Source organism: Lewinella sp., assembly GCF_050633125.1.
Classification (GTDB): domain Bacteria; phylum Bacteroidota; class Bacteroidia; order Chitinophagales; family Saprospiraceae; genus Lewinella.
Genome location: NZ_JBOEFX010000008.1, coordinates 85,926 through 102,340, shown reverse-complemented (window position 1 = coordinate 102,340; position 16,415 = coordinate 85,926). Strand labels below are relative to the sequence as shown.

Sequence of the window (16,415 nt, the reverse complement as noted above, 5' to 3'; positions counted from 1 at the left end):
CTTGGCAGTTCTTACTTTCAACCATTTAAAAGTGTATTTATGAAAACTTTTATTACAAGTATTGTACTCTGTCTTTTTTCGCTTCCGCTGTTGGTGGGGCAAAACAATGTAGAGTTTAGCGCCAGCGACGGCTGGCGTTCCTTTATGAATGTTTTTAGAGCCAATGGTGATTATTGGTTTGGTGACCCTTGGAGTGTTGCTGACCTCAAGACCACAATTAGTACGGGCGCAAACACAATGACATTGCAACCCAACTTTAACACTTACGCTGATAATCCCACGAATCCAGAATGGGTAGATCAGACATCAGGTGAAGGCGTTGCCACTATGGAAGCTAGTACCTTCGTAGAGCCAGGGGCCAGCTTTAATGGTGTTGACCTCACTTTTTCAGGAACGGTAGAATCTTACACGATAGACGACGCTTACACAGTTAAGTTCTTTATCAAAGCACTTGATCCCGAAAATGGTTTCGTTGATGCTCTGGGTGGTTCAAAAACTTTTGACCTGCCTACCAGTGGAGACTTTACGGTAAGCGCTACCGGTGCTGAATTGGCACCTGGCTTACTTGTCCAGTATGGCTTCAGTGTTACTGGTGTAAATGCAAGCCCTGCTAACGAAGCGGCCCTGGGTAGCGTTGTGATTACAGGAGAAGGTACTCCTTCTGGTTCAAACAATATTCTATGTAATGCCAGCGACAACTGGAGTTCCTTTATGAATGTTTTCAGAGCCAATGGTGATTATTGGTTTGGTGACCCTTGGAGTGTTGCGGATCTAAAGACAACACTTGATGTAGGCGCGAATAACATTATATTGCAGCCTAATTTCAATACTTATGCTGCCAACTCCATGGATCCAGAATGGGTAGACCAGACAACTGGCGAGGGCGTTGCCACCATGGAGGCTAACACCATACTAGAGCCTGGGGCTACCTTTAATGGCTCTGACCTCACTTTTTCAGGAACGGTCGATTCTTACACGCTAGATGACGCCTACACAGTTAAGTTCTTTATCAAAGCACTTGATCCCAATAATGGTTTTACTGATGCTTTGGCTGGTTCAAAAACTCTTGACCTGCCTACCAGTGGAGCATTTACGGTAAGCGCAACTGGTGCTGAATTGGCACCTGGCTTAGTTATACAGTGCGGCTTCAGCGTTACCGGTAGAAATGCAAACCCTGCTAACGAAGCGGCATTGGGTAGCGTAGTCATCGGTCCAGGCACGGTGTCTGTCAACGACTTGAACAATCTAGAAATCGCGATGAGCGTTTTCCCTAACCCTACCCATGAAACGTTGTTCATCAAAAGTGATGCACAAGTTCAATCTTACCAGATTGTAACGCTTTTAGGGCAGACGGTACAGCGTGGTAACGCTACCAAGGAGATAGATGTAACAAATCTAGCTGCTGGTACTTACTTCCTTAGCGTTCAAGCCGAAGAAGGGAACAAAGTGATGAAGTTCATCAAGAACTAAATCCTTTGGATTTTATAAAAATGCCGCTACTGATTTCATCAGTAGCGGCATTTTTATTTGGCATGCATACATTACTTATGCGCTATAGCGCTGTTCAATCTGATGTTAAAGGAGCGTGACAACTTTAGGCCTGTATTCACGACCCCCCCTCTATCTCCCTCCCTTGTGGTGGAGGGAGGACTTGCAATATATAAAGTGTTGATTTAGATGACGTTTTAATATTTTTTGGCCGCGACTTGGTAGTTTGCAAAAGCCCCTCGCCTCACAGGGAAGGGTTGGGGTGGGTCGTGAATCTAAGCCAAATTAAACCAGCCAGATCGGGCACTACCCCTTACACTAAGCACCTAGTAAGGTTCCCCTACCTCACCAAAGTGAGACTACCTTGTTCTTCAAACTGCTGGCTGCCAATTTGAAAGTTGATCATATAAAGGTAAGATTCCGAAGGAGCTTGATTATCATTGAAGGAGCCATCCCAAAACACCTCTGGCGTACTGGTTTCAAAAACGACTTTGCCCCAGCGGTTGAAAACTTTGCAGGTGTAAGTATCAACATCAGCATTCGTGAATAGACCAAAGACGTCATTATTGCCATCGCCATTTGGCGAAAAAATATTCGGAACACTGTAGAGTATCCCCAGGTTCTCAATGCTGATACTGGCCTCCTGTACACAACCATCTTCGGAAGTAGCGGTGACCGTGTAGGTTTCCGTCCCCTCCTGATCCACTAAGGTAGTTACCGTAGTTGAGTCTGCTGCCGGATCAGAAAAAGTATTATTCACAGAAGAAGACCAGATATAGCTATAATTTTCTCCACCCGGCGTAGGATTCGCACTCAACTCCAATTCCGTACCCGCAGGAAAGGCGGTAGTTGTATTGGGCATGATATCGATAGCCACATCAAACTGATCATTATCTACTGTGATCAAGACATCATCATAAAAAGGAATGCCACAATCGTCGAGAATTTCAACGGTATACAAGGTGGTTTCCGTAGGAGAAGCAATAGGGTTGGAAATCCCCGTATCAGATAGTCCGGTTGCTGGCGACCAAAGGTAACTTGCACCACCATTTGCTTCTAATTGTAGCGACTCACCGGGGCAAATGGTCTGATCCGCCAATTCATTAAGGAAAGAAGTATAAGAAAAACAGACCTCATGGACATTATTGAGTCCGCCTGTAGCGGAGGTAAACCCCCAGAATACGAGTGGGTCGCCATTGAAAATATCGTTGACAATGTCAGCTGTGTAGGTTAAACGCAGATCACAATCAAGATAAATAGAAAGCGTTTGTGTTTCTGCATCCCAGGTAATTCGTAATTGGTGGTATTCGCAATCCTCAATATTAGGATCATCTACATTCGCTTGAACAGGGCCGGCTAATGCTCCTTGAGGCAGTATATGATTAACGATACCGTCGCTAATAATGGTAATATGATCGAAATCGGGGTCTCCAAAATCCAGGTTCTGATACGTATCAAACTCAACTCCCAGAGAGGGTTCTACATCACCAAAACCGATCGCTCCTCCACTGGTCCCAATAGACGTACTAATGGGTTGTAAACCAAAAACAATTCCATCTGCTCCTTGCAGGTCTTCACAACCAAGAAACAGGTCTGCCAATAAATCAAAAGATGAATTCAGGTTGATTTTTTGCCCATTCCACAAGGAACCTGCTTCCCAATTTACGGCAGCAGTAAGCTGATAACAACTGTCATTGGTAGCGACGGCATTTCCATTCAGAAAAAATTGTGCCTGCCCGGAAAAGCAGGTAAAGAGATAAAGGATAGCGAATAAACTAAGCCTTTGGGCAATGTGATTCATGTTTACTAATTTTTTGCGCAATATTTTGTCATCTAATGCGAAGCAAATTTATCAATAAATAGCCACTCTATGGCATTTACTCCGCCTGTACTTAGCACTTTTCGCACCATAGATTTTCTATTCAAACGCTCCTTTTTCTAAATAATCCATATATGAATCATAGCGCTGAATATCGCTCACTCCTTTGCGGGTGCAAAGCATAAAAATGGTCGACTCTGCTTGCCCGATCAATACAACAGTCGTTGATTCACTTACTTGAGTCTCGTCAAAAATATTAATGAGTCGTTTTTGGAAGATACCGCTTGTTGTTTTCACAATAAATGCTTTCCCCTTCCGCTCTACAAGAACATAGTTATCGTATTTTCGGGGTGTTGCAACAAGAGACCTCTTGGTTATCCGGGAAAGGATTTCCGCTTGTTCTTTCGTGATTTTCTCTACTTCCAAAATCTCTCTTTTGTAGTCTTCCGCAAATGGATCGGCATTCACGTCATCCTTAAATACTTCCATTTCAAACAGCCCGTCATCCATTCCTAACACACAAAATTGACCCCAAATTAATCAATTCTTGCTGCTTCTTATTTCCCTTCTCTGACAATTTTTGTGGTCAAGCTAAAGTGAAAATGCTAAGCGACTGTTAAGGAGCGTTATTTTCACTTTCGGTTGACTCTAAACACAAAAATTGTCAGAGAATCCTTATTTCTTGATGAGTTAGAATACAAACATATTTCCGATCGTTTGGTATTGCTGAAAAACAACAATAATTACGGATATTGTGTTTTCTCTTCAATACATCAATAAAAAAGAACTAAATGGATATTTCCGCAGTAGTAGAAGGTATTAACGCCAAAGCAGCCGCCGCTCCCCCACTAGGCAACACCCTTAAAATTGATTTCGGAGAACACCAAGTACACGTAGACGGTACCGGCGATCAAAATGTCGTAACAGCCAGTGACGCTGATGCTGATTGTGTCATCATCATCACTACAGAGAACTTCATGAAACTGGTCAAAGGAGAACTCAACCCCATGATGGCCGTCATGACTGGCAAAGTGAAGATTAAAGGAGATATGGGTGTAGCGATGAAACTACAGTCGTTGGTGGGGTAACTTATCCTTCCAAAAACATAGAGGGTATAGCTGGCACTTGCTGGCTATACCCTCTTCTTGTTAGCAGGGCCCAAAATCGACTAACACTACCCCAACAATATCCGTAGCGCCGTGAGGGCAGTAACCACCATGACAAAATACCGAAATGCCTTTTCAGGAATCATTGCTACCACCTTGATACCCACCCAAAAGCCGATAAAAATGACAGGTATAACGTAGCAATTGAGGCGTATACTCTGCCAGGAGATGGTGTGCCACGACCAAATATGAAAGGGCACCTTGAACCAGTTGATGAGCATAAAAAACCATGCAGCAGTGCCAATAAATTGCCGTTTGGGTAAGCGTGTAGCCAGAAGGTAGACAGACATAACAGGGCCGGCAGCATTGCCCACCATCGTCGTGAAACCACCAGCCAGCCCTGCAAAGCCACTCACCAAGGGATGCTTCATAAAACTTGCAGAAGGGGGGCTACGTTCTTGCCAAATGAGCAGTACGAGGCCCAGTATAACAATCCAGGCGAGGATATTACCGAAGGTTTCGTCATCCAAACTTTCCCCTATCCAGACGCCCAACAACACCCCCATAGCCGCCGCTGGCAACAGACGCAGCAGGTAAGGCCACTTGGCGTCGCGGCGATAATAAATCACTGCTAGTGTATCCGCAATAATCAACAATGGCAGCACCAGGCCCGTAGATGCTTTGGCCGGGAAAGCCTGTGCCATTAACACGACCAAAACCATGCCCAACCCTTTGAGGCCCGCCTTCGATAAACCGACCATAAAGGCGGCCCCAGCTAGTGTAATCCACTGAATTGTTTGTAAATCGTTCATTACTTATTTTGATTCTCTGACAAATACCTTGATTATTGGTGATGAACAAGCAGTAAAACCGCACCACAAAAACACACACAAAAAACTAACAATCAACCAATTAAGCACCAAGACCAAGATGATCTTGTATTAATTATAAAAAAATGGTAGATATATTCGTTAGTTAGGCCTACTTTTGCATTTTATTAGTTGCAATAGTTTTATCTAAGCTAGCGCTTTTTCTTGTAGTCGGGTTGCTGTTTATGCACTTAAATAAAGGTGCAACATATCAAAACGAGCTTCACATTCCTTCATGGAATATGTACAGAAAAATTCCGCGTACCTGATTAACTGGCATTTCCGTAACACTAACTACTTGGCCTTTTGCGATCCAGTGGATGATTGACAGGCTAAGTCAAATAAGTTTAAACGTATTATGATTATTATTGACCGTAAAGATGGAGAAAACATTGATCGTATGCTGCGCCGTTACAAACGCAAGCACCGCGATGTGAAATTACGCCGTGAATTGCGTAATCGCAAGCAGTTTGAAAAGCCATCTGACGTGAGACGCAAAGAGGTCCTGAAGGCCATCTACCGCGACCAAAAAATACAGAACGAAGAGCTTTAGATTAAGATAGGGTTCTTCTTAACCGTTTGAGTTATGATTCTCGACAAGATTAAAGCCTTTTTCCGTTCCGGATCAAAAGGCGGCAGCAGCACTACCAAGCGTACCGGTGGCCAGCGTACTGGCACCATTCGTTATTTCAATTACCGCAAAGGCTACGGCTTCATCTCCTGCCCAGAGTTGGAAGATGACACCTTTGTCCACGTTTCTGACACCAACGGGTCGTTGCGAAAAGGCGACCGTGTTACTTTCCGTATTGAACAGGAAGACAAGGGACCGCGTGCGCGCGAAGTAGAGGTCGTAAAGTAAGTACTGATCGTACATCGTACCATTGCGATCATACCGCTACCCTATTCTACACAAATCCTAGTATCAAATACCCCAGCGCAGCCAAACCACCCGCGATCAAAGCGTAGGGTAGTTGGGTTTTGACGTGATCTACATGATCTGTGGCGGAAGCCATTGACGAAAGTATTGTCGTATCACTGATGGGTGAACAATGATCACCAAAGACACCACCACCCAAGGCTGCAGCAATGATAATATGAGGATCGGCCCCCAATGACTGCCCCATGCCTACGGCGATAGGGATCATGATGCCAAAGGTCCCCCAGGAGGAGCCGATAGAAAAGGCTACAAAACAACTCACGACAAAGACAAGGAAGGGTGCCAAAGCAGGCGACAACCAGCTTTGGGTAATCTCTGCTACATAAATACCGGTACCAAGGTGTTGTTTACAGAGTGTACCTATCGCAAAAGCAAGCAGCATAAGTAAGGAAAGCGGAATCATGCCCGCAATACCTTTGAGTGTGAGGTCGACCATCTCGCGAATGCCCATGATGCCCTGTGCTTTGTAAAACGCCATACTCACCAGCAACGCTCCAACAACAGCGGTAAGCACCGCCGTAGAACCTGAGCCCTTGCCGATCGCCAGCAGTAAATGGTCCCACCCACTGCTCGGTACAGCGGTAGCCGCATCTGCCCAACCGGTATAAGCCAGCATCACGGGCATAAGCACCACCATCACCACGATAGGAACTACCATATTATAAGCCTTGGGCGTAACCCCCGGAGCTACTTCCTGCTCGGTAAGTTCATCGGTAACCATGGGTTGAGCATCGTCCCAAAGTAATTTTCCACCTTGAGTACGATCCTCCGCCTTTTTCATAGGCCCAAAATCTTTCTTCCAGAGGATAATCGCCGGCACAATCAAAAGGGCCAAGATGGGATAAAAATTCCACCCGATGCTACGAAGCATGGTAGCAAAGGGGTCAGAAAAACCCTGCGCAGCCAACAAACTCATAATAAATGCCCCCCAACCATTGAATGGAATGAGGATGCTACTGGGTGCAGAGCTGGAATCGGCAATGTAAGCCAGCTTCTCGCGTGAAATGCCCAGCTTGTCAAACAACGGGCGATAAAGCGCACCCACTGTAAGCACAGAAATACTGGACTCTACAAAAATAAGCGCACCCGTAAACCAAGCCAACAGACTGACGATAACTTTGCTTTTCTGATCATCTTGGCCTTCGTAAGCCTGGAGCTTTCGCTGTACCAAAGCGATAAAACCAGCTACCCCACCCGAGCGCTGCATGAAAACGATGAGTCCTCCTACCAAGGCACAAAACATGATGGTACGAGTATTGCCAGCATCTTTGAATACATCAACCAAAGCTTGCAGCGTATCAAATAAGCCATAAAGTGGGTTGCCGCCGTTGAGCATCGTCCAGCCCAAAAAGATGCCAAAGATCAGGGAGATAAATACCTGCTTGGTCAGGATGGCCAAAATGATAGCAATAAGTGGCGGCAATAGGCTCCAAAAGCCGTGGTGGAGTGTTTCTTCCATAACAAGTTGGTGGTTGATCGTTGGTGGTTGAAGGTTGGTGGTCAACCTTTGTATCACCCTGTGGTCCAATTTTGGATGGAATATAAGGATTTAGGCTGATGTTTATACTTTGGTAAGCCTAGATTTCGCTTCGCGGCTGCTCCGTGGTGTAAAAATTTGACAACGCTATTTTTTTTAGCTGGCAAGGCAAAAACCGTAGCCTTAGGAATGGTGTGTATAGTAAGGGACATAGTTTACACTTCTCAACCCACATAGCTTACACTATTGAGTTAGTTAATTTTCCTTCTGCAAAGGGGAAAATAACAAGCAGAGAAATGTAAACTTAATTACTGAATCATCCCTTACCAGAAAAAACATTGTAATACTTGCATTATTCAAAAAAAAAATAAATTAGTTTTTGAATTTTAAAATTAGTACTAATTCGGTGGAATAACCTCTGAAACCAGCCGCTCTCAAATAGGAAAGTAAGACCCGGCGCCTGAATGGGTTAATGAAGGCAAATAAAAATTTTATTTATCATGAAACCATTTATTTATTTTTCACTTATTCTCCTCCTCTTAGCGTGTGAGAAAGCTGAACCCATTCATTCCATTCAACCCTCGGTAGAGAACCTGGAAAAATCTGACGCCAATACCTCTCCTGACGTTAGCGCCATCAACAACAACTACAAAATTCACTGTGAAGGGCCATGCGATTGCGGCCTTGAAGGAAACACAACTGATCACGTATCCTGCAAGTGTGAAGAATGCGTCATGATTATTGAGCGAGACGGCAAGCGATTTGAATTGGTCGATGCGGAAATAGAGATTCCCTTCCTCAAGGATTTTTACCAACACATCAGTGAAAACTATAAAGAAAGCGATGATATTTCCATCACTGAAATTGAAATACAAACATCGGGTGAATCAAAGGCCGTTCGTTTTGATTACCTTGTCAACAAGCTGGTCGCCGATGACGTAATTATTGTTTCTGAACGAGGAGGAAAAACTTACAAAGTATCCTGCGACGGGACTTGCGATTGTCGCTCTAGGTTTGAATTTGATCCTCCTGCTGCATCTTGTTCTTGCGAAGATTGTGTCTTGACTGTGGAATCAATAGATTAATCGATAGCCCCCTCCCTGAAAAACTAGCACATTGTGGTCTTATCCAGACCACAATGTGCTTTTTTGTATATACTAGACTAAGGCAGAGCGTATCCTTTGGGGACACCCAAAGCCACTACACCCAGTGCTTCCTACCTAAACAGCCCGAGGCATGACCTGAATGATACGTTGCTAAAGCATTTTCATTGAAAATAAAATGCTTTCCTACGCCTCGCGGGATAAAAACAACACTGTCAGATGCTTGCTTCGGTGGCAATGGCGAAAGTGCTTGGGGAGTCTCCTCTATCGGTGAAGTTCGCTCCAGTTCATAGGACTCTCGCCATTCCTTTGTATTTTCTATCTGTTGCCTAGCAGGAGTTTTCATGCTTACTAAATTATTCTTGGCATAAAAACTACCCAGACTCAATATGACTATAACTAAGAGGATATATTTCTTTTTCATACTATTTCTATTTTAAAAAATCGCAATTGTTTTTTTTTGCGCAACAAAAGAACAGCACAAAAATAAATTGTGATTTTGTTTCCAGAACAGGTGGCTAAGCGCTTCATTTTAAGCGTGTCGGCTGTTCGGGAAACTTGAAAAAATCACAAGTTGTTTTTTGCGCAATAAAAGGCCCCATCTGCACAAAACATGGTTCTGTTCAGCAGATGGGGCGTGACAAATTATTTAAAAAACAAAACGTCTTACTCCGGCTTTTTGGCAAAAGCCGAAAGTCTGTCTTACCCAGGCTTTACCAACGTAACAGTGGTACTATCTATAAATTCGCCTTCGGGGGTATCATTTAACCAAAACCGGAATTTCAGGCGCACACTATCAGGCTCAAACAATTCCGCTACTATGTTTGCGTACCAGCCACCATCGTTACTGCACAAAGGCTCAACGTGACCCAATGTCCAAACGTCCGGTGTAATTTCTTCGATGGGCACGATGTCCACACCAGTCACATTACTGGGCACTGTATTGAGGTGCATCGAAAAGCGTTCTTCTCCCGGATAGGTGATGAAAGCAATCGTATCCAGACAAAGGTGGTCCGGCAAAACCCCGAAATAGAGGTTGTCACTGATAATGCCACTCCCGCCAATGTTGACATAATTGCTTGGCCATACACACTCCCCTTCTACACATTCTAGCGGCTCAGGGCAGACGCAAGCATTCTCGTCATCATCGCAGCAGGAGGCAAGAAATAAAACGGGCAGTATAAGCCCTAATAGCATTTTGTGAATCATCTGAAATTGGTTTTGATAGTAGGGAGCGTACCTAATTGGCACGCCCCAAACTGTATTTACGGCAGCGAGCTGCCTGGAATCAATGGTTTAAATTTTCAAAAAGGGTTGTGTACTGGCATTGTCACCACTCACTACCTCTACCCAATAGCTACCGGCAGTCCAGTTGCTGATATCAATAGACCGCTGGATAGCAGCATCCTTGTTGAGTAGTACTTCTCGGTGTAGCTCCTGCCCTTGGGCAGAATAAATACGGAGGGTCGCACCACTTTGGGCCGCAGCCGGAATAGCAATGGTCACCTGGTCTTTGGCAGACGTAGGATAGACCTTAAACGCGCTCGGACTTGGTGTCAGTTCTGTGCCACCAGGCAGCCTGTAATCCGTAGTATTAGTATTTTTACAAGAAGGACCAGACAAGAGGTCAAACTCTCCACTAACTTTGATGGTACCGGTCGATAAAAGCTCATGGTCGTACCAATCTCCGTAGTTAGCCAGGAAGCTGCCCACCTGACCTATACGATTATTGATATTATTCACAGGATCGTTCTGAATACCTGCATTTCCAGGTGTGGGAATAGATCCGGCAACGTAAGTGGCTACCTTATCGGAACAACAAAGGGAGTTTTGAACACCACCACTTTCCACAACGCCTACCAAGTAATAATCACTAGCAACACTGGCCTGAGCTTCATAACAGCCATAACCACGGGTGCGCAGATAATGATTAGAAAAAAGGATCACCTCCATAGGCTGATTCGGAGAAAGCGTCAAGAGACCAATCCCAGACACAAGCGTTTGCTCTTCAACCAGTGGTGAATTGGAACAGTAGCCCTCATTATTGCTAAAAGGCGTACCCGCTAAGACCGTAATCGCATCCCAGAAGCTATCTACCTGATCTTCTGTGGGGAGTACCGGACCTGGTTCTTCGCCTTCCTCTGGTTCTTCCTGCTGCTGTGTATCCAGAAAGAAATCGAATACTGGCTTTAATACATTCAAGGTATTGATCCAGAATTCTGGATTCCAGCTAGAACTACAACGACGTCCAATCATTGCGTGTCCAGCATCCAATGGCGTGAGTTCGCCGGTGCCTAGGTTTCGGGCAACAACAAAGGCAAAATCTTCGGCCTGCGCAGCAGCTCCTTTACTGAAAATACAGCCCTTTTTCCGAGCTTTAATGTGCAAACTAGTGGTATATTCATACTCTACATCCAATGGACGGTCGCAGGTACAATCTTTCGGCAAATCGGTACTAAACCCTCCGTAACGGATACACCCCAATAGGAACTTTATCTCCGAAAATGTGGTGGAAATACCTTGTGCGGCTTCATCTCCTTGTAAATTAGAGAGAGAAAAATCGGCACTACCGCCGCTCTCATCTTGGCGTAAAGCCAGGTACTTAGCTGCCCCTGCTTTAAACTGGTCAACATAAGTACGATCATTACCACTCTCTTCTGTATGTTGGTCGATCGTTGGGTAAATAACCCTGTTCACGTAGTCAATCTCCTCGTAAGGGCCTACATTAATACTGGCCCGGGTGATCACCTGGCAGCGACAGTTGGTTTCTACATCTCTGTTTGGCACAAAACCGGTACAGTCTTCCTGATACGCCATCGGATACCAGCTACTCAGGTTATTCATGTCCTGGTTCTTGAGCAACGGCTCATTGTTAAAAGAATAAGCCTGTAAGAAAGCCAGCTTTTCCAGAGGGTGTAGGTTTACCTCTTCGATAAAGCTGCAAAAAGGTCGCTGCCCCTTCTTTTGGGCAAACCAGCCCGATAACCTCCGGAACAATGGATCAGATACCGCAATCGGTTCTGATTGCGAAAAAGTCGACAACTTACCCGTACCAGAGCTCATCATTTCTTCGCCTACAGCAACCATTATCTCCCACAGGTATTCCGTATCCAATGGTAGATTTTCGATCACTGCTTCTGGTTCACGGACGGTCACTTCTGCCCATTCCGTTGTGCTATCAGCGGGCTTGTAACGCAAGAGGTAATCACTGCTTGAATTGTCCACGGCTTTCCATTTCAAGTAACCCGTCGCATCACCTCGAAAGCGAATACTCACGGCCGCGACTGGATCTATTCGTTCCGGGCTTTTGTACACCGCTCCAGTTTCATGATTTTTCGTTTCATGCGCTACTTGCGCCCAGGAAAAATTACTGCAATAAATTAAAATCATCAATGTAAGAGAGAAAAGCGTTTTTAAATTTTTCATTTTTCTAAATTTTAAATACTAAATTTTATAAACAAACTAGATATCAATAATCATTCTAAATTCTCCATCTTCTAAAGTCCCAAAACGGTCGCCAGAAAAATACTGACACAGGTAAAAAAGTTCTGCTTCTATTTTAAATGTAAAGTAATACCGTATCCCTTCTGGGGTTTCTCTTTTTTCCATTTCCGTCAACTCCAGCTTTGCGTGATTGGCTGGCCCGAAAGTGGGGCTTATTCCCATCCCTACGACAGGAATCATAAAGGGATCTTTGCGCTGATAATGATCGTACCCTGGGCGCAACACCGTAGACCAGGTGATAAAAAAGCGATAGCCTTCTGTGTTTGCTTCCCCGTCTTTACGAATAGGGAGTTCACCTTCCTGAAAGTATTCATCCAGGTAATATTCCGGAGCATAAGCAACGGTATCATTGATCGTCGGTGAATCCAGGGTAAATACCGGCGCAAAATCGCGGGTAATACCATTGAGGTTATCAAAAATGGGTGGCCGGATCGACATTCGGTAAAAGCTTCCTGTAAGGGGTGTATTCGCATTGTAACCTTCTTCTACCGAAGTAGTGGAAGTCGTGGCCACACCATTGCTCGCAAAGTAACCGTCCTGAGGAACGGAAATACAAAATTCTTCTCCATTCAGCTTACCGCGAAAATAAATCTCCGCATCGGGGTCATCCTCACACTTGAAGACCATATTATCTCGGCAATACTGTTCGGAAGCTTTACGTACATCGTATTCTTCTTTACCACAAGCCGAAATTAAAACAATGGCTACAAAAGACAAGAGTGAAAGGCACCGATTCATAAGCTGTTAATTTTAGAATTTACTGGACCGAAATATAGGGCCTGAATAAATCTCTTTTTGTTAGAAGAATATTAAAATCAATTAAATTAACCCTAAGGAATTGGCCCATCGCCGCTAACGTTGAGCGTAAAGACGCGCTGTTCTCCGCCGGGGCAATTATTACCAACCTGCAGCTGTAAACGGCCTTCACTCAAATTATCATCCCAACGGACAGTAGCGCTATTATAAGACGAAGTAACAATCGTGCCGCCATCCACAAACCACTGGCTGGTATAGTTGCTGTTGGCAGAAATGCCATAACCGGTATAAGTATAGGTTTCGCCTGGGTAAATCTGATCAGGCCCTAATAAATTGACACCGCTAACGCTCTTGACCAGTTCCGCGAGGTTGCGGGAGAAACTCAAGGTATTAGCCTCTGTTGTGCCATCTACACAAACGGCTACAATGTCTGTATTGACTGCTACTGTTGGATTATCTTGAGTAATCACTACCCTGGGATCACTGGTTGGCGTAGTCGCTGAGGCAGGAGTGCCGCCAGTATTCGTCCAATCCAGCGTCGTGTTGTCTGCTCCAAAACCATAAGCAAGGTAGGTGGCCGTGGGGTTACAATCATCAAACCGCAATGATACTCCCAGTACTAAATTACAATCCGGAGATTCACAACAAGGGCCGTTTTCGCCACGAACTACCTGGATCAAGCCTATCGTAAAACCTGCAGCTGTACCCACCCCAAAAGCAACGCCACCACCAGGGCCCATACCAATACCTACGCCGAAACCAACCAGCATTCCAGTTCCGGTATATTCTTTAATACAGCCCCAAGATTCTCTCCAGCTACACCCTCCTCGTGCCTGGCTGTCTGGCAGTTGAAAACCCGTATCCAGGAAATATTGATTAGCCCCTTGGAAGACTGCTACCATTGTGGTCAATTGTTTCTTTTCAGCTGTTGTCAACAAAGTATGCTTCTTGATCGCTGCCAACTCTCGATCCAGCCGTTGGTTGGCGAAAGCAAAATTACTTGCGTTATAATCATCTTGATAGGCAGCCATAAGTTTGGTATAAACCTCACTGAATGTCGGGCTAATGATTTCCTGCTGAACGTAGGTATCGAGTATCGCAGATAGCTGCATTCCTTGAAAAGCAGCGAGGTCTTCTTCAAACTTTTGCTGAAAGGTTGTTCGCTCGTTTTCAGGCACCAATTCATAAGGATCGATGAAGGCCAATTCATACTTCATCTGTTCATAGATGGCCGCCCGAATAGTAGTAAGTTCGCTGTAATTATCGTAGGCTTTTGCCTCAGGGGCACTGTAACTATCGCGATCCTTTTCACAACTCATAAAAAATAACATCAGGATAGGTAAAAAACAATAATGGATAATCTTGTAATATTTCATCTTACGTGTTTTAAGGTTCTCTGATCTTTTTTGTGTTTAAAGTCAATCAAAAACAAAAATGACGCTCCTTACCAGTCGCTCACTATTTTCGCTTTATCCTGACCACAAAACCATCAGAGAAGGATATTTAATTGCCCACCTTTTACTTTGGGGCTTTTCTATAGAAAATCAATTTTCACTCCTCCTCAGCACTTCCCATTGCCATTCAAATTCGCGAGCATAGTAGTAGCGTTGTTCGGCACGGTCATACCTAATAGGAGCACCTAAATTTTTCAATAATTCTAACTGCCGGTAAAGCCCAGACTTGGATACATTTAACTTTTCCATCAGCTCCTCAGAGGAGCCTGTTGCCTTTCGCTGGACAAGATTATGTAGGCGACGCAGCAGTAAGAGTTGTTCTATAAAACTCATAATCTTTTAATTTTAAAATGGGGCAGCAAACACCGATATCTGCAAGCAAACACAGGGCTTGCCACCCTCCGAGCGCGTTTTCAAAAACTAATACACACACAAACATGAATTCTTATATCTTATCTTATTGGAGAGCTTTGTGGGTAGGTTACCAACTAAAGCCTACCCCCATAGTCAGAATAGAGAGCCCATAGCCCAGTTCACCGAAAATTTCCAGCGAAGGAATTGGTTGATAGCAAGTGCCCACAAAAGCCCCATAAAACAAACCTTCTTTGCGAGGCATATAATGAATCATAGATTCCTCCGGAGCCCGCTGACTGTTTCCTATATCCTCCACTCTACAATGCTGATAGGCCAGGGAAATACCTGCATAGGGCGCCCATTTCGTCCAACGTTGGGCATGAACTGCTCCCCTCAATGCAATCATTCGAAAGTTATTCCTCAACGACAGGCTACTCCCACTGCGGTGGTGCTGAGTGGCCGAGGATACCGAACCTCCTGCTAGTAAACTCACACTGAATAGAGGGCTGGGACGATACCGCAACGCTAAAGAAAGCGGCGGTACTTCCGAGGTCGTATGGCTTTTAGCAAAGGTGGGCAACAGCCCTACCCCACTACGAATTTGCCAATACTGGTGAGTTTTCTTCCACCGGGCACTCTGGCCCTGGGCATTGGAAGGAATAAAGCAAACAAAAAACAGGAATAAGCTAAAAGTTAAGAGAGCACGCATGATATTGATTTTTTGGTTTTTCGGGGAAGCATACTTTCCTCAGGGTATCCGGGGGATTATTCCTCCGAATACGGAAAAAGCATGCTTCAAAATCTAATGATGAACAAGGTCGGCTACACCGACACTGAGGTTATTCTAGCGGTAAACTATGGAGTAAATCACTCGCTTTACCAGCATTCCAGCCGCCCTTTTGGATTCTTTCTTCCAATAATTCACGAGCGGGGGCAAATTGTCCGGCTTGCACATAGGCCAGTGTCAGGTACCATTTGGTTTCTTCTTCCAGCAAGCTAGTTCTTGTAGGATCTGCCAATCCTTTCAGTAGTGGTTCGATGGCTTTCTCCCCTTTTGATGGGGTCTGATAGAGGTAGCTGACTCCGAGGAAAAAATAATCTTCACTGTTAGCTCCCGGCAGAACAACCACTTCTTCTCGTAATCGAGCTGAAGTTTCAAAATCTTCCTTGTTATAGGCAGCAATGGCTTCACTTCTCTTTTTAGAAATTTCGGTGGCTCCTTTTCTGAGTTCATTATTCGGATAATAGGTAGCCAGATACTCCTTGGTAAGTGACTGGTAAGTTGGTGAATGATCACCAACGACTTGCCATGCAACAATACCTATCAGTAGTGCCGCCGCAACGCTAAGGCTCCAGCGTAGAATCATTCTTCCTGAGATCCGGCCGCTAGTCGCCATTCCTCGAGTAATGCCATATTCCTCTTGGAGGCGATAAGTCATTTTGTCCCTTAGCTCACGGTCAAACTTTTGCTTTATCAGTTGCTGGGTCACGGTACTGAGTTCATCTTCGTTGATGTTATTAACTCGGTATTTTTCAAATAATTTCATA

17 protein-coding genes are annotated in these 16,415 nt (G+C 44.7%); 5 read left to right on the top strand and 12 right to left on the bottom strand.

What is annotated here, in order from left to right:
* Positions 1 to 39: 39 nt before the first annotated feature.
* On the top strand, positions 40 to 1,470 hold the full coding sequence (locus tag ACRBG0_RS01760) for a T9SS type A sorting domain-containing protein (protein WP_431485210.1): 1,431 nt from the start codon (positions 40 to 42) through the stop codon (positions 1,468 to 1,470).
* A gap of 358 nt (positions 1,471 to 1,828) precedes the next feature.
* On the opposite strand, the gene ACRBG0_RS01755 is transcribed toward ACRBG0_RS01760, so the two are convergent.
* Both ACRBG0_RS01755 and ACRBG0_RS01750 read right to left on the bottom strand, forming a co-directional pair.
* The gene (locus ACRBG0_RS01755; RefSeq protein WP_431485209.1) at positions 1,829 to 3,289 is read right to left on the bottom strand and encodes a lectin-like domain-containing protein; all 1,461 of its coding nucleotides are present in this window, start codon (positions 3,287 to 3,289) and stop codon (positions 1,829 to 1,831) included.
* A gap of 117 nt (positions 3,290 to 3,406) precedes the next feature.
* Positions 3,407 to 3,826: a hypothetical protein gene (locus ACRBG0_RS01750; protein WP_431485208.1), complete on the bottom strand. Its 420-nt coding sequence runs from the start codon at positions 3,824 to 3,826 to the stop codon at positions 3,407 to 3,409.
* Between the two features lie 272 nt (positions 3,827 to 4,098).
* Here ACRBG0_RS01750 and ACRBG0_RS01745 point away from each other — a divergent pair, with 272 nt between their 5' ends.
* A complete protein-coding gene (locus ACRBG0_RS01745) occupies positions 4,099 to 4,395 on the top strand; it encodes an SCP2 sterol-binding domain-containing protein (RefSeq protein ID WP_431485207.1) in 297 nt (98 codons plus the stop codon).
* An 86-nt stretch (positions 4,396 to 4,481) separates the two neighbouring features.
* Here ACRBG0_RS01745 and ACRBG0_RS01740 read toward each other — a convergent pair whose 3' ends face one another.
* Positions 4,482 to 5,225, bottom strand: coding sequence for a sulfite exporter TauE/SafE family protein (locus ACRBG0_RS01740; RefSeq protein WP_431485206.1), 744 nt, complete (start codon positions 5,223 to 5,225; stop codon positions 4,482 to 4,484).
* Between the two features lie 415 nt (positions 5,226 to 5,640).
* Here ACRBG0_RS01740 and rpsU point away from each other — a divergent pair, with 415 nt between their 5' ends.
* Positions 5,641 to 5,835: a 30S ribosomal protein S21 gene (gene rpsU / locus ACRBG0_RS01735; RefSeq protein WP_020536548.1), complete on the top strand. Its 195-nt coding sequence runs from the start codon at positions 5,641 to 5,643 to the stop codon at positions 5,833 to 5,835.
* Positions 5,836 to 5,868: 33 nt separating this feature from the next.
* Complete coding sequence (locus ACRBG0_RS01730; RefSeq protein ID WP_431485205.1) at positions 5,869 to 6,141, top strand: cold shock domain-containing protein; 273 nt, start codon at positions 5,869 to 5,871, stop codon at positions 6,139 to 6,141.
* A gap of 46 nt (positions 6,142 to 6,187) precedes the next feature.
* Here ACRBG0_RS01730 and ACRBG0_RS01725 read toward each other — a convergent pair whose 3' ends face one another.
* The gene (locus tag ACRBG0_RS01725; protein ID WP_431485253.1) at positions 6,188 to 7,678 is read right to left on the bottom strand and encodes a Na+/H+ antiporter NhaC family protein; all 1,491 of its coding nucleotides are present in this window, start codon (positions 7,676 to 7,678) and stop codon (positions 6,188 to 6,190) included.
* Between the two features lie 518 nt (positions 7,679 to 8,196).
* Between ACRBG0_RS01725 and ACRBG0_RS01720 the strand changes: the two genes are divergently transcribed.
* Positions 8,197 to 8,781, top strand: a complete 585-nt coding sequence (locus tag ACRBG0_RS01720; protein ID WP_431485204.1) for a hypothetical protein — start codon at positions 8,197 to 8,199, stop codon at positions 8,779 to 8,781.
* Positions 8,782 to 8,896: 115 nt separating this feature from the next.
* On the opposite strand, the gene ACRBG0_RS01715 is transcribed toward ACRBG0_RS01720, so the two are convergent.
* The 8 genes from ACRBG0_RS01715 to ACRBG0_RS01680 all read right to left on the bottom strand — a co-directional run bounded on the left by ACRBG0_RS01715 (position 8,897) and on the right by ACRBG0_RS01680 (position 16,414).
* Complete coding sequence (locus ACRBG0_RS01715; protein ID WP_431485203.1) at positions 8,897 to 9,223, bottom strand: hypothetical protein; 327 nt, start codon at positions 9,221 to 9,223, stop codon at positions 8,897 to 8,899.
* A gap of 278 nt (positions 9,224 to 9,501) precedes the next feature.
* Positions 9,502 to 10,008 (bottom strand): hypothetical protein, encoded by a 507-nt coding sequence (locus ACRBG0_RS01710; protein WP_431485202.1) that lies wholly within the window; start codon positions 10,006 to 10,008, stop codon positions 9,502 to 9,504.
* A gap of 87 nt (positions 10,009 to 10,095) precedes the next feature.
* A complete protein-coding gene (locus ACRBG0_RS01705; protein ID WP_431485201.1) occupies positions 10,096 to 12,225 on the bottom strand; it encodes a T9SS type A sorting domain-containing protein in 2,130 nt (709 codons plus the stop codon).
* A gap of 36 nt (positions 12,226 to 12,261) precedes the next feature.
* Entirely contained in the window at positions 12,262 to 13,041 is a 780-nt protein-coding gene (locus ACRBG0_RS01700; RefSeq protein ID WP_431485200.1) for a hypothetical protein, read from the bottom strand.
* Between the two features lie 92 nt (positions 13,042 to 13,133).
* Entirely contained in the window at positions 13,134 to 14,435 is a 1,302-nt protein-coding gene (locus tag ACRBG0_RS01695; RefSeq protein WP_431485199.1) for a hypothetical protein, read from the bottom strand.
* Between the two features lie 168 nt (positions 14,436 to 14,603).
* Positions 14,604 to 14,846, bottom strand: coding sequence for an HTH domain-containing protein (locus ACRBG0_RS01690; RefSeq protein ID WP_431485198.1), 243 nt, complete (start codon positions 14,844 to 14,846; stop codon positions 14,604 to 14,606).
* Positions 14,847 to 14,994: 148 nt separating this feature from the next.
* Positions 14,995 to 15,576, bottom strand: coding sequence for a hypothetical protein (locus tag ACRBG0_RS01685; protein ID WP_431485197.1), 582 nt, complete (start codon positions 15,574 to 15,576; stop codon positions 14,995 to 14,997).
* Positions 15,577 to 15,706: 130 nt separating this feature from the next.
* Positions 15,707 to 16,414 (bottom strand): tetratricopeptide repeat protein, encoded by a 708-nt coding sequence (locus ACRBG0_RS01680; RefSeq protein ID WP_431485196.1) that lies wholly within the window; start codon positions 16,412 to 16,414, stop codon positions 15,707 to 15,709.
* Position 16,415: the final 1 nt, after the last annotated feature.